This is a genomic window from Rhizobium sp. WW22, from assembly GCF_047041135.1.
Taxonomy (GTDB): domain Bacteria; phylum Pseudomonadota; class Alphaproteobacteria; order Rhizobiales; family Rhizobiaceae; genus Rhizobium.
The window spans coordinates 2,614,597-2,627,479 of record NZ_CP178198.1; the positions used below are offsets into that span (position 1 = coordinate 2,614,597).

11 protein-coding genes and 1 pseudogene are annotated in these 12,883 nt (G+C 60.1%); 7 read left to right on the forward strand and 5 right to left on the reverse strand.

The window, feature by feature from the left end; translation table 11 throughout:
- Positions 1–22: 22 nt before the first annotated feature.
- From ACK83U_RS12935 to ACK83U_RS12945, 3 genes are all read right to left on the reverse strand, one after another.
- Positions 23–1,048 carry a LacI family DNA-binding transcriptional regulator gene (locus tag ACK83U_RS12935; protein WP_112400715.1) on the reverse strand — a complete coding sequence of 342 codons (1,026 nt, stop codon included), beginning with the start codon at positions 1,046–1,048 and terminating at the stop codon, positions 23–25.
- A 147-nt stretch (positions 1,049–1,195) separates the two neighbouring features.
- Positions 1,196–2,800: a DHA2 family efflux MFS transporter permease subunit gene (locus ACK83U_RS12940; protein ID WP_112335199.1), complete on the reverse strand. Its 1,605-nt coding sequence runs from the start codon at positions 2,798–2,800 to the stop codon at positions 1,196–1,198.
- A 26-nt stretch (positions 2,801–2,826) separates the two neighbouring features.
- Complete coding sequence (locus ACK83U_RS12945) at positions 2,827–4,047, reverse strand: HlyD family secretion protein (protein WP_112602907.1); 1,221 nt, start codon at positions 4,045–4,047, stop codon at positions 2,827–2,829.
- A gap of 180 nt (positions 4,048–4,227) precedes the next feature.
- Here ACK83U_RS12945 and ACK83U_RS12950 point away from each other — a divergent pair, with 180 nt between their 5' ends.
- The 3 genes and pseudogenes from ACK83U_RS12950 (at position 4,228) to ACK83U_RS12960 (ending at position 6,762) form a co-directional block, all read left to right on the forward strand.
- On the forward strand, positions 4,228–4,908 hold the full coding sequence (locus ACK83U_RS12950; RefSeq protein ID WP_112602909.1) for a TetR/AcrR family transcriptional regulator: 681 nt from the start codon (positions 4,228–4,230) through the stop codon (positions 4,906–4,908).
- Positions 4,909–5,024: 116 nt separating this feature from the next.
- The gene (locus ACK83U_RS12955; protein WP_112602911.1) at positions 5,025–5,864 is read left to right on the forward strand and encodes a GyrI-like domain-containing protein; all 840 of its coding nucleotides are present in this window, start codon (positions 5,025–5,027) and stop codon (positions 5,862–5,864) included.
- 155 nt (positions 5,865–6,019) lie between these two features.
- A pseudogene (locus ACK83U_RS12960) lies at positions 6,020–6,762 on the forward strand (TerC family protein).
- A gap of 45 nt (positions 6,763–6,807) precedes the next feature.
- Here ACK83U_RS12960 and ACK83U_RS12965 read toward each other — a convergent pair.
- Positions 6,808–7,218, reverse strand: coding sequence for a hypothetical protein (locus ACK83U_RS12965; protein ID WP_412474852.1), 411 nt, complete (start codon positions 7,216–7,218; stop codon positions 6,808–6,810).
- A gap of 360 nt (positions 7,219–7,578) precedes the next feature.
- Between ACK83U_RS12965 and gltX the strand changes: the two genes are divergently transcribed.
- Genes gltX through ACK83U_RS12980 form a run of 3 tightly spaced genes read left to right on the forward strand, consistent with a single transcriptional unit; the run spans position 7,579 to position 10,868 of the window.
- Positions 7,579–9,036, forward strand: coding sequence for a glutamate--tRNA ligase (gene gltX / locus ACK83U_RS12970; RefSeq protein ID WP_112602915.1), 1,458 nt, complete (start codon positions 7,579–7,581; stop codon positions 9,034–9,036).
- A gap of 16 nt (positions 9,037–9,052) precedes the next feature.
- Complete coding sequence (gene lysS / locus ACK83U_RS12975; RefSeq protein WP_112335205.1) at positions 9,053–10,549, forward strand: lysine--tRNA ligase; 1,497 nt, start codon at positions 9,053–9,055, stop codon at positions 10,547–10,549.
- 52 nt (positions 10,550–10,601) lie between these two features.
- On the forward strand, positions 10,602–10,868 hold the full coding sequence (locus ACK83U_RS12980) for a hypothetical protein (protein ID WP_015341182.1): 267 nt from the start codon (positions 10,602–10,604) through the stop codon (positions 10,866–10,868).
- Between the two features lie 41 nt (positions 10,869–10,909).
- On the opposite strand, the gene ACK83U_RS12985 is transcribed toward ACK83U_RS12980, so the two are convergent.
- Entirely contained in the window at positions 10,910–11,746 is an 837-nt protein-coding gene (locus ACK83U_RS12985) for a hypothetical protein (protein ID WP_112602917.1), read from the reverse strand.
- 195 nt (positions 11,747–11,941) lie between these two features.
- Here ACK83U_RS12985 and ACK83U_RS12990 point away from each other — a divergent pair, with 195 nt between their 5' ends.
- Positions 11,942–12,850 carry a LysR family transcriptional regulator gene (locus tag ACK83U_RS12990; RefSeq protein WP_112343236.1) on the forward strand — a complete coding sequence of 303 codons (909 nt, stop codon included), beginning with the start codon at positions 11,942–11,944 and terminating at the stop codon, positions 12,848–12,850.
- Positions 12,851–12,883 lie beyond the last annotated feature (33 nt).

A 12,883-nucleotide genomic window follows, 5' to 3' on the forward strand; every position in this document is an offset into this window, starting at 1 on the left:
ATGCTCTGCCGCGTTCGAATACTCAGGGCAGATTATCCTTCAAGAAAATGTCGAGGCGTATACGCTCCTGGTCGGCGATGACGGCTTGGCCGTCGGCGGTCGCCTTCATGACGCGGATGGCGCTGCGGACTTCATGACCGGCATCCTGATTGAGGACGGCGTCGATCGTGCCATCCAACAGCGCCGCCCGCGTATGCCGCGTCAGCTCGTGCACGACCACGGTCAACTCACGCTCGGGCCGTACGGCCTTCAGCGCCGCTATCAGACCGCGGTTGCCGGCGCCGAGGCTGTAGATGCCGATAATGTCCTTGTTTTCGGACAGCGCCTTGGAGACAAGCGATTTGGCCCGCTCGGGATCGTCACGTCCTTCCAGCACGGGCAGCAGCCGGAGCTTGGGAAACTCTTCTGCCATCACGGCGGAAAAGCCCTGCAGGCGTTCGCGATGGTCGCGCACCAGCATCGAGCCGGCGAGAACGGTAAGATCGCCTTCACGACCGCCAAGGAAGCGCCCGAGCAGCCGCGCGGCAGTCCGTCCCGCGGCAATATTGTCGATACCCGCATAGTGATGGCGGGTGGAATCGGTGAGATCCGAGACCAGCGTTATGACGGGAATACGCTCCGACACGAGACGGTCGACGGCGGCCCTGACTTCCGGCGCGTCGGTTGCCACGAGAGCGACACCGGCGATATCCTGCCCCTGCAAGGCGTCCAGCGCCGCGACCAGCGCCGGCACATCGAATGGTGGCACCTCGACGATGCGGATGTCCGTGCGCTCTATGCTGGCCCGTAAGGTTGCCTGATGCACTTCGAATCGCAGCCCGTGCATGAAGGAATTGTCGCCGGTCGGCACGATGAAAACGAGAGGATAGACCCGGCTCTTGGCCAGATTGGCAGCTGCGACATCGCGGATATAGCCGATTTGCCGGATAGCGGCTTCCACCTTCTCCCGCGTTACCAGTCGGACACCCGGCCGCTGGTTCAAAACGCGGTCCACCGTAGCGAGGCTGACGCCCGCGGCGGCGGCGATGTCATGCACGGTCGGTCTCATGGGTCCCCCTGCAGAAAGCCTTACTGCGATTTTTGATGTACGTAAATCAAAAATTTCGGACCGACGAATTTTTCCGATAGATATCACAAACAAAAAAGGCCCCTCGCGAGGAGGGGCCATGCCTTGGGAGCATTTATAAGAGCCGGATCAGTGGCCTCCGCCGCCACCGCCACCTGCGGTATTCGGCTTGCTGATCATCAGAACGCCGAGGATCATCGCGAGGAACAGCACGGTCAGCATCAGGAAAATATCCCCGAAGGACATGACGACCGCCTGCCGCGTCGCCATGTTGACCATTTGCTTCAGGGCGGCCTGGTCGCCGTCCAGACCCGCTGCATTGAAGCTGGCGGCCATGTTGTTCAATTGGGTAACGGCCGCATGGCTGCCCCAATGAACATGGTCGCGCAGGTTGAAATAATGCTGGTCCTGCCTGTTCGTCAAAAGCGTATTGATGATCGCGAGTCCGACGGCCCCGCCGAGATTGCGCGTCAGATTGAACAGGCCGGACGCACCGCGCATACGGGCGGGCGGCATGGTTCCGAGCGCGATATTGTTGATCGGCACCATGCACAGCATCAGACCGAAACCGCGCAGGATCTGCGGGATGAGCAGCTCCCAGAAGTCCCAGTCCACCGTCAGGTGCATCATGATGTAGGTGCCGGCCGAGAAGCTGGTGAAGCCGATGATCATCAGGATGCGCAGGTCGACCTTGCTCGACAGGAAGCCGGCCAGCGGCGCCGTGAAGAACATGGTGAGGCCGGAGACGAACATCGTCTCGCCGATCTGCAGCGAATCGTAGCCACGAATCCGCGCGAGATAGAGCGGATAGATATAGGTCAGGCCGTAGAGGCCGATGCCCATGACGAAGGAAAATACGGACCCGAAGGAGAAGTTCTTGTTCGTGAAGGCCCTGAGATCGACGACAGGGAAATCGACCGTGAAGGCGCGGTAGAAGAAGATCACGGCACCGATGGCGGAGGCGATGGCGCCCGCAACGATATAATTGTCGTTGAACCAGTCGTTCGTATTGCCTTCCTCAAGCACATATTCGAGCGCGCCGAGGAAAACACCCATCGAAATCAGGCCCCACCAGTCGAACTTCTTGAAAAGCGACAGCTCGGGCTTGTCGAAATCGATGAAATTCCAGGTGACGATGGCAACGATGATACCGGGTGGAATGTTGACCAGAAACAGCCAATGCCAGGAAAACGCGTTGGACAGATAGCCGCCGACCGTCGGGCCGATGGTCGGCGCCAGCGTGGCGATCAGACCGATGATCGGCGAGACGACGTTGCGCTTGGACGGCGGGAAGATCGTGAATGCCGCCGCAAAGACCGAGGGGATCATGCCGCCACCGATGAAGCCCTGCAGGGCGCGGTAGATGATCATCTGATCGATGTTGGTGGCGGTCGCGGCAAGCGCACTCGCTGCTGTGAAGCCGGCAGCCGAAATCGCGAACAGGTAGCGCGTCGAGATAATGCGCGCCAGCGTTCCCGACAGCGGGATCATGATGACTTCGGCGATCAGATAGGCCGTCTGGACCCAGCCGATTTCATCCGAGCCGGCGCTGAGGCCGGCCTGGATTTCGCTGAGCGAGGCCGAGACGATCTGAATGTCGAGGATCGACATAAACATGCCGAGCACCATCGCCAGAAAGGCGATGAGCTTTCTCGGCTCAATATGATCAGCCGCGGGCGCGGCGGGGCCGGCAGCGCGTGGGGGCGACCCGGCTGTAGTGCTGGCGGACGACATGGCGCGTCTCTCCCGAGCTCGATCGTTTACTTGTCCGGCGCCGTGCGGGTATCGACGTCGACGACGACGCTGAGGCCTGCGCGCAGACGGCCGGTATTGAGCGCATCCTGCGGCAATGCGATGCGGACAGGCACGCGCTGGATGATCTTGGTGAAGTTACCCGTCGCGTTTTCTGGCGGCAGCAGCGAGAAGACCGAGCCGGAAGCCGGCGAGATCGACTCGACGGTGCCGACGATCGGATGATCGCTGAAAGCATCGACGTGAACATTGACCTTGGAGCCGGGAACCAGATGCTGGATCTGCGTTTCCTTGAAATTCGCATCGATATAAAGCTGTTTGGTCGGTACGATCGCCATCAGCTTCTGGCCGGGAGAGACAAGATCGCCTTCCTGCACCGAGCGATTGCCGACGATACCGTCATAAGGCGCCTTCAGTACGGTAAAGGACAGGTCGCGAGCGGCTTTGTCACGAGCGGCTTCCAGGCCCTTGATCGTGCTCTCGGCCTGACGGCGCTGAGCCTGCAGCAGGTTGATATTGGCCTGCGCGGATGCGATGGCGGCGTCGCCGCCGACCAGATTGGCCTTAGCCTGATCAAGCGCGATATTGGCGCTGTCCAAAGCGGCCGTGGTGCCGACCGACTTCGATTGCAGTTCGGCAGCGCGCGTCTGGGTGATCTGGGCGCCGCGGACCGTGGCTTCCAGGGCAACCTTCTGTGCCTGCGACTGGGCAAGGGCTGCCTGGCCGGCAGCGATCTGTGCATCGATGGTGTGGAGCGAAAGCTGTTCGGTATCGAGCGAGGCCTGAGCCTGGCCAAGCGCCAGCTTGTAGTCGCCGTCATCGAGCGTTACGAGCACGTCGCCGGCCTTGACCTGCTGGTTGGCCACAACGTTTACCTTGGCGACATAGCCCGTCACCTTCGGCGAGATCGTGGCGATATCGCCGCCAATATAGGCATCGTCGGTGGAGACCATGAAGCGGCCGTTCGTCCACCAGTCATAGCCATACCAGCCACCGGCCGCGAGTGCCGCGACGATGACGATGGGAAAAACCAGGCTGCGCCGCTTCTTCTCCGGCGGCGGTGGGGCCGCAGGGGCCGGAGCGGCAGGCGCAGCCTGGGCGGGAGCAGGATGGCCGCGCGTTTCGGCAGCTGGAGCCTCGGCAGGCGCACCGGTTTCCCGGGCTTCCACTTCTGCGTCAGCGGGCTCGTTCACGATACGCGCTACATTGTTTCCATGACTTGACGACATTTCCTACCACCGAAAATCTGGCAAATTAATCGAACCGAACGGTTCGGTTCAATTGACATAAAGCCTTTTTCACTCCATATCAAGAGAGATCGAACTGAGCGGTTCGATTTATTTCGCGAATCTGTTTAAGATTCAGAAAAAATGATCGAGTATCGCGTAAAGGAGACAGTGAAAGAGCCGATGAAACACGAATCCCAAAATGCAGCTGTGTTGAACGCGCCCGCACCGGGCTCCGGTGGACGTTGGGCAGCCGGCGAGGACCCTGCCAAGCGCCATCAGATTCTCGAAGGCGCCAAGCGTGTCTTTATGAAAATGGGCTTCGATGCGGCGAGCATGAACGATGTCACCCGCGAGGCGGGCGTTTCCAAGGGCACTCTCTACGTCTATTTCGCCAACAAGGAAGATCTGTTCGCCGCCATGATGGAGAGCGAGCGAACCCATTTCGTCAATCTCGTGCGCAATGCCCTTTCAGACGAAGCGGATGTCACCACCTCGCTTTATGATTTCGGTATCGTCTTCGTCACGCACGTCACCTCGGATAAGACCATCAGCGCCATGCGCACGGTTATCGGCGTGCGCGAACGCATGCCCTCGCTCTGTCAACGCTTTTTCACCGGTCCGGAAAATCTGCGCACGGTGCTGCGCGGCTTCCTCGAGCGGCAGGCTGCCGTAGGCCATCTCAAGATCGACGACTTCGACATGGCTGCCCGCCACTTCCTGGAAATGGCCAGCGGCGGCTATTTCAAGCTGCGGCTCTTCGGCGACATGGAAGAGCCGCCGTCTAAGGAAGAGATTGACTATGTCGTGCGCGGCGCCGTGCGGGTTTTCCTGGCGGGCTACGGCCCGGATCGCAGGGATTAGGATGATCAGGCCTCTCCCGCTGTCCGCGGGCGTGTAGTAATTCAACTCCGCAATGGCGATCAAGCATCGCCACCGCCACAGGCCTATGAGTGGCCCGGCAACCAGGGGAGTTGAAAATGAGCGCGATCGGCAGAGCGATATGGTTCATCGAAAGCCATTTTAAATCCGACATCTCGCTCGACGAGATCGCCGAGACGGCCGGGCTGTCGCGCTTTCATCTTTCGCGGGTCTTTGGCATGACGACGGGCCACTCGATCAGCAGCTATATCCGGGGCCGCCGCCTCAGCGAAGCGGCTCTCGCACTGACCGACGGCTCCTCCTCCATTCTCCAGGTTGCCCTCGATGCCGGCTACGGCTCGCACGAGGCTTTCACCCGTGCCTTCCGCGAGCAATTCGGCATGACGCCGGAAAATCTGCGCAAGCAAGGGCACGTTCGCAACCTCGCTCTACAGGAACCGATCAGAATGGATGACACCCGCCTTCCCAAGCTCGAGGCACCGCGCTTCGAGACCCATCCCGCCATGCTGCTTGCCGGCCTTGCGGAAACCTATGCCTATGAGGCGACACAGGCCATCCCCTCGCTCTGGCAGAAATTCAACCAGTATTTCGGCCATATTCCCGACCAGATCGGCAATGTCGCCTATGGCGTCTGCACCCAGGCGGAAGAAGGTAACGAAAGCTTCCGTTACATGTCGGCAGCCGAAGTTTCCGCCCCGGACGGCCTGCCCGAAGGCTTCGTGACGACGAAACTGCCGCAACAGCGCTACGCGATCTTCACGCATCGCGGCCATATCTCCGGCATTTCTGCGACGGTGCATCAGATCTTCGGAGACTGGCTGCCGCAATCGGGTCAACAGCATGCCGGCACCCCCGACATGATGGAACGCTATGATGACCGCTTCGACCCACGCACGGGCACGGGCGTTACGGAGATATGGATCCCCCTCAAAGACTAGAAACCATGCCTGGGAACAAGACCCGGAAACAAGGCCGCCGCCATGAAAATGGCGGCGGCCTTGTACGAACCATGACACTCCTTACATTACGGCCATTCTGGAGAGGCCGGGCTGGGGGTCAGCATCGGCAAATGCTGATCAAGGGGGCATCGTCAATGGATATTGTGGGGCTGATACAGGACCCGGGGGCGTGGGTGGCACTCGTCACGCTCGTCGTCATGGAAGTGGTCCTCGGCATCGACAACCTCATCTTCATCTCGTCCTGACCAACAAGCTGCCGGCCGAACATCGCGACAGAGCCCGCAAGATCGGTATCGGCCTCGCCCTTATCATGCGCCTTGCGCTGCTCGGAACCGTCGCCTGGATCGTCCAGCTCACCCAGCCGGTCTTCGAAATCTTCGGCCAAGGATTCTCCTGGAAGGATATGATCCTCATCGGCGGCGGCCTCTTCCTTGTCTGGAAGGCGACGAAGGAGATCCATCACAATGTCGATCCGCAGGAACAGGGTGAGGATTTCATCGCCAAATCCACCACCTCAACCTTCGCCTCGGCAATCGGCCAGATCCTGCTGCTGGATCTGGTCTTCTCGATCGACAGCATCATTACCGCCGTCGGCATGACGCCGCACCTGCCGATCATGTTCGTCGCCGTGATCGCCGCCGTCACCGTGATGCTGGTCGCCGCCAGCCCGCTCGCCAACTTCATCGAGAAAAACCCGAGCATCGTCATGCTGGCGCTCGCCTTCCTGCTGATGATCGGCACGACGCTGATCGCCGAAGGCATGGGCGTGCATGTTCCCAAGGGATACATCTACGCCGCCATGGCCTTCTCCGCTCTGGTCGAAGTGCTGAACATGATGGCGCGGAACCGTCGGAAAAAAACCTCGGGCAGTCACTAATCGGGAAAGCCGCACCGATGATGAGGTGCGGCTTCATCATATCGATCAATCCTGGACGTGCACGTCGACCCATTCGCCGACATCACCGCGGCCATAAATGTCGACCTTGATCCAGACGTTGCCGCGAACGATATAATTCCCGGCATCGTCGGCGATATTGCCGTTTGCCAGCATGGCTTCCAGTTTCTGGCGATTGGAGGGCAGTGAGAAGAAGCTGTCGCCCTCGTCGCCACGGTCACGGCGGCGATAGGCGTGATAGTTGGCGCGGTCCTGGCGGATGATCTGCCAGGGTGCGGTCAGGCGCTCGCCCTTGGAATTATAGAGATCGTCATTGCCAATATAGGCGCGATAGGATTCGATCAGTTTCGCCGAGCCATCGCGCGTAATAGTCGATTGGGCAGCGGCGGCGTCGGCCATCGAGACCGCCAATAGCAAGCGCAAAATTAGTTTCTTAATGGGATCCCCGGAATGAACGATTGAAAACCTATTTCGCCACTGCCGCGAAAATTGCAAATCAAATTGGGCAAGCGTAAGGCTTTTCTCCTGAAACACTTACGAAGAGTAAAGACGCTTCGTGAAATTGGAAGGCAGGCCCTTTTCGATGCATCACGGCGTCCTCGGTGCCTCTGCCTGCCCTCGCGGCGCAGTTTCCCTTGACGTCACCCCTTGAATATGGCCTAAGGCCAGCCATACGGAAAACGCTGATAGAAGCGGCAAGACGCCCTTTTCCGGCCGGTTTCCTGATCCAGATAGACATTTTCGGCTGGACGGCGCTTGTCCCAAGCGCGGCCCGGCCTTTTATGACGGGCAAACAAGATGACCACTTCAGGCGTTCGCGTCCGCATCGCACCCTCCCCCACCGGCGAGCCGCATGTCGGTACCGCCTATATCGCGCTGTTCAACTATCTCTTCGCCAAGAAACACGACGGCGAGTTCATCCTGCGCATCGAGGATACCGACGCGACCCGCTCCACCCCGGAATTCGAGACAAAGGTGCTCGACGCGCTGAAATGGTGCGGCCTGAAATGGTCGGAAGGCCCGGATATCGGCGGCCCTTACGGCCCCTATCGCCAGAGCGACCGCAAGGACCTCTACAAGCCCTATGTCGAGCAGATCGTCACGGCCGGTCACGGCTTCCGCTGCTTCTGCACGCCGGAGCGCCTGGAAAAGATGCGCGAGGCGCAGCGCGCCGCCGGCCTGCCGCCGAAGTATGACGGCCACTGTCTGAACCTCTCGGCCGAGGAAGTGACCTCACGCGTTGCTGCCGGCGAGCCGCATGTCGTGCGCATGAAGATCCCGACTGAAGGCTCCTGCAAGTTCCATGACGGCGTCTACGGCGATGTGGAAATCCCGTGGGATGCCGTCGATATGCAGGTCCTGCTCAAGGCCGACGGCATGCCCACCTATCACATGGCCAACGTCGTCGACGATCATCTGATGAAGATCACCCATGTCGCGCGCGGCGAGGAATGGCTCGCCTCGGTGCCGAAGCATATCCTTATCTATCAGTATCTCGGCTGGGAGCCGCCGGTGTTCATGCACCTGTCGCTGATGCGCAATGCAGACAAGTCGAAACTGTCGAAGCGCAAGAACCCGACCTCGATCTCTTATTACACAGCGCTCGGCTATATCCCCGAAGCGCTGATGAACTTCCTCGGCCTGTTCTTCATCCAGATCGCCGAAGGTGAAGAGCTCTTGAACATGGACGAGCTTGCCGCAAAGTTCGATCCGGAAAACCTCTCCAAGGCCGGCGCGATCTTCGACATCCAGAAGCTCGATTGGCTGAACGGCCGTTGGATCCGCGAGAAGCTGTCAGAAGAAGAGTTCCAGCATCGGGTACTGATCTGGGCGATGGAAAATGATCGCCTGAAGGAAGGCCTGAAGCTGTCGCAGTCGCGCATCACCAAGCTTGGCGAACTGCCCGACTTGGCCGGCTTCCTGTTCAAGTCCGACCTCAACCTCGACCCCTCCGCCTTCGCGAAGATCAAGTCGACGCCGGAAGAACTGCTTGAGATCCTGAACACTGTGCAGCCGGATCTGGAAAAGATCCTCGAATGGAATGTCGAGACGATCGAAGCCGAGCTGCGCGCCATTGCAGACCGCATGGGCAAGAAACTGAAGGTCATCGTCGCGCCGCTTTTCGTCGCCGTATCGGGCTCCTCGCGCTCCCTCCCGCTTTTCGATAGCATGGCGATCCTCGGCCGCTCCGTCGTCCGCCAGCGACTGAAACTTGCCGCGCAGACCGTTGCGACCCTCGTTGGCCCGAAGAACTGAACCGGACTTTAAAACCATGAACGACAAGACCGAAGCCTCCGCCCTCTCCTCCGACGCAACGGAAGTTCGCGCGCAGAAGCTGAAGCTGCTGCGCGAGCAGATCGGCGACGTCTATCCGGCGCATTTCCACCGGACCATGACCAATGCCGAGCTCGCTGCGAAATACGAAGGCCTGGAGCCGGATACCGAAACCGGCGATGTCGTCACCGTTGCCGGCCGCGTCTATTCCTCGCGCAACTCCGGCATGTTCATGGACATCCACGACGCCTCGGCCAAGATCCAGATCTTCAGCCACAAGGACGTGACCTCGGAAGAAGCTCGCGCGTTGCTGCCGATGATCGATATCGGCGACATCATCGGCGTCACCGGCGTCGTGCGCCGCACCAAGCGTGGCGAACTGACGATCAATGCCCAGCAGATCACCATGCTGACAAAGTCGTTGTTGCCGATGCCGGAAAAGTGGCACGGCCTCTCCGATATCGAGCTGCGCTACCGCAAGCGTCATCTCGACATCATGACCAACGAGGAATCGAAGCTCCGCTTCCAGCAGCGCAGCCGCATCGTTTCCGGCATCCGCCGTTTCATGGAAAATGACGGCTTCATGGAAGTCGAGACGCCAATGCTGCATTCGGTCTATGGCGGCGCGACGGCCGAGCCGTTCAAGACGCATCACAACACGCTGAAGCTCGACATGTACTTGCGCATTGCGCCGGAACTGTTCCTGAAGCGCACGCTGGTTTCCGGCCTCACCGACAAGGTCTTCGAGATCAACCGCAACTTCCGCAACGAAGGCGTCTCCACCCGGCACAATCCTGAATTCACGATGATGGAGTGCTATTGGGCCTATGCCGATTACGAGGACATCATGGACCTCGTCGAGCGTCTGTTCTCGACGCTCGCCATGTCGATCCATGGCAGCACCGAATTCGCGTTCGGCGACAAGCAGATCTCCTTCAAGGGCCCGTTCCGCCGCGTGCCGATGCCCGATGCCGTCAAGGAAGCGACCGGCATCGACTTCCTGGCGATCAAGACCGACGAAGAAGCCCGCGCCGCCTCCAAGGCTGCCGGCTTCGCCGTCGAGAAGGATGCGACCTGGGGTGAATGCCTTGCCTTCATCTTCGAAGAGAAGGTCGAGGGCACACTGATCCAGCCGGCACACGTCACGCATTTCCCGAAGGACATCTCGCCCTTCGCCAAGGAAGTGCCGGGCGAGCCGCGCCTCGTCGAACGTTTCGAGACCTATTGCAACGCCTGGGAACTCGGCAACGCCTTCTCGGAACTCAACGATCCGGAAGAGCAGCGCGCCCGCATGGTCGAGCAGCTCCAGCAGGCGCACGCACGCGGTGAGAAAGAAAAGCAGCTGGACGAGGAATTCCTCGATGCCATCGACCAGGGCATGCCTCCGGCAGGCGGTCTCGGCATTGGTGTGGACCGCCTCATCATGCTGTTGACCAACTCGCCATCGATCCGCGACATCATTCTTTTCCCGGCCCGTCGCAACAAGGCCGATTGAGACCGGTTTGGTCCTTCGAACATCAAAGGTGCGTATTATGACGGATAAAGAGATGCCAGCCGCAGACGATAGCGAGCATCAGCGGCTGGCCGATCTCGCTGAGATCGGCGACATCGATCTCTCGCAATACGCACCGGGAACGTTCGGTTGCCACGAGGCGATGCACACGGTGTCGATCATGCTCGACATGACCGACGACCTGCTTCTTCAGCACCCTGCCATCCTGGCGAATCCGGACTTCTATCGTCTTGCAGGTGAGGTTCACGAGGCGCTTTTCGCGCTCTACCAGGCTATCGGCGAAAAACATCTGGCGGAATAAGACTGTTACTTGTCCGCCGGATGGTGCGAAGCCAGCTTTGATCAGTTGGTGACGGGCGAGCGACGGTCGGCTGCACCCGTCATGGTCGGGTCCAAACCCGGTGATGGGCTCTTGTCTTTGGAACCGGCATCAGCCCCGATGAACTCGCCGTTCTCATCATAGCCCGGCCGCACATTGCCGGTCGATTTCGGCTCCGGCATCGGCGGCTTGGCATCGCGGCTCTCGCCCTGTTTTGCGGCCGTTTTCTCTTCCGCAGCGATCGCTGCCTTCATCTTGTCCTTCTTGGCGTCGCCGCCATTGTCCGCTGCCAGCGCATTGCCGCAGTCGGACAGATCCTTCAATCCAGCGATCGCCGCATCGATATCCTGCGGCAGCATGGTAATCTGCTCGCCGTAAAACAGGCCAGCATTACTGGCGCCACCATCGTAATAGCGCGCCGTCAGCGGTGCTTCGGAGCTGCCATCGACCAGCCGGTCGGGATGGGCCACATAGACGACATCGGCGCCAAAGGCCCGGCCGCGCAGGTCGGAGCGCAACGTCGGTCCGTTCTGGTCGAGAACCACAACCTGTACGAGATCCGGCTTCTGTTCCTGATAGACGGCCTTGGCAACGCGGAGCGCGGTTCTGACCCGCGTCAACCCATCGGTCGGCTCGGTGCGAATATATTTGCGAACCCAGAAGCGGTTGTCCTTGCGGATCGTGATGAGATTGACGTCGGTGCACTGGAGCCCGTCGGGGGAAGCAGATACAAGACCGAGCAGCCTGTCCTTGCCAACATAAAGCGCAAAAACGCCGGAGGACCCCACGAGAAGGGCCACTCCGCCGATCAGTACGACAAGTTTCCGGGGTACCCGGAAAATGTGCAGTAAGGCGCTCACGCCAACTGCTCCCTCATAGACCACTCCAAGGCGACAAAAATGATCAACCCTCACGTTAGGGAACTGGCGTTTCGGAATACTTAAAACCGAGGTAAAACTTGCATCGTGTTCGACATCGTTACCAAAAAAGGTCCAAACTTTCACAGCTATGACGAGCACTTGCCTTTCCTGACGCGAACATGCTCTAACCGGAACATGGCCTTCACGCTGAGACAGCTGCAATACTTCGTCGCCGTGGCGGAACAGGGCTCCGTGACGCGGGCCGCGCAGAACCTGTCGATCTCGCAATCCTCTGTGACCGAAGCCCTCAAGGAGCTGGAAAGCGACCTCGGCGTCGAGCTGTTCGAGCGCCATCCGCGCGGTCTGTCGATCACCCACAACGGTCATCAATTCCTGCGCCATGCGACGAAGATCCTCGCAACCGTTTCCGACGCTCGCACCAGCTTTTCCGGAAAGCGGAACGAAGCCGGCGGCACGCTGAATATCGGCGTGACATCGCTTGTCGCCGGCTATGTTCTGTCAGATCTTCTGGCACGCTATCGCCGTGCCTGCCCCGGCGTCGAGGTCAGCGCCATCGAGGATAATGGCGGCTATCTGGAACATCTTCTGGTGGGTGGCGAACTCGACGTCGCCGTCATGGTCATTTCCAACCTGCGCGACCGCATGGCCCTGCAGGCGGAGATCCTCGAAACTTCGCCCTACCGGCTCTGGCTGCCGATGGGCCACCCCCTTGTCTCGGCCGATATCATCAGTGTCGCCGACATCAGCCGTGAGCCGCTGATCATGCTGACCATCGACGAAATCGAGGAAAACACCGGCAAGCTTTTGACCGCGCTCGGCGCCCGCCCGCATGTCGCCTTCCGCACCCGCTCTGTCGAAGCGGTGCGCAGCCTGGTTGCGACGGGCGCCGGTGTCGCACTGCTGCCGGACCTCGTCTATCGCCCCTGGTCGCTGGAAGGCGATCGCATCGAAAGCCGCGACGTCTCCGGCTCTTTGCCGGTCGTGCAGGTCGGCATGGTCTGGCGCAAAGGCTCCAGCCTGCCGCAAGCGGCCCGCGATTTCGTCGGCGTCGCCGAAAGCATGCGCTCGGGCCGGCAGCGTTAGCAGAGGCCCGCTACCAGCTCATGCATATGCGCT